Below are 550 nucleotides of genomic sequence, written 5' to 3'. Positions count from 1 at the left end.
CAGATAATTCAGATCCATCTATGGCTCGACGGTGATTGTTGCCGCTCATCGTCGCTCAAGCCGCGCGGACGCCGGCAACAAACCCCTTTACTTCACCGGTCAGTTGCTCGGACTGGCGGGATAGCTCTCCCGCGGCGGCCAGGACCTGTGATGCTGCGGCGCCGGTATCATTGGCATTGCGGCTCACCGCACCGATGTTACGTGACACCGCATCCGTCGCCTCTGCCGTCCGCTGCACCGTACGGGCGATCTCGCCCGTCGCAGCGCTCTGCTCCTCCACCGCCGCAGCAATGGCCGTCGTGATGACGCTCATATCATCGATCGCGCTGGTAATGCCCTGAATGGCGCTGACCGCCTCCTGCGTTGCAGCCTGAATCTGAGCAATCTGTGCGCCAATGTCTTCCGTGGCGCGACTGGTCTGCTGCGCCAATGACTTGACCTCGCTTGCAACCACTGCGAAGCCCTTGCCCATCTCGCCGGCCCGGGCGGCCTCGATAGTGGCATTCAACGCCAGCAGGTTGGTCTGCCCGGCGATGGAGGTAATCAACCC

1 protein-coding gene is annotated in these 550 nt (G+C 62.7%); it reads right to left on the bottom strand.

From position 1 onward, the window contains the following. Nucleotides 1-55 precede the first annotated feature (55 nt). A partial coding sequence (locus tag IBL26_RS25480) for a methyl-accepting chemotaxis protein (RefSeq protein ID WP_241749744.1) occupies nt 56-550 on the bottom strand: 495 nt, incomplete at its 5' end.

The sequence above is a fragment of the Teichococcus aerophilus genome (assembly GCF_014490485.1).
Taxonomy (GTDB): domain Bacteria; phylum Pseudomonadota; class Alphaproteobacteria; order Acetobacterales; family Acetobacteraceae; genus Pseudoroseomonas; species Pseudoroseomonas aerophila.
The sequence above is the reverse complement of the archived record's forward strand: the minus strand, read 5'-3'. Positions and strand labels throughout refer to the sequence as shown.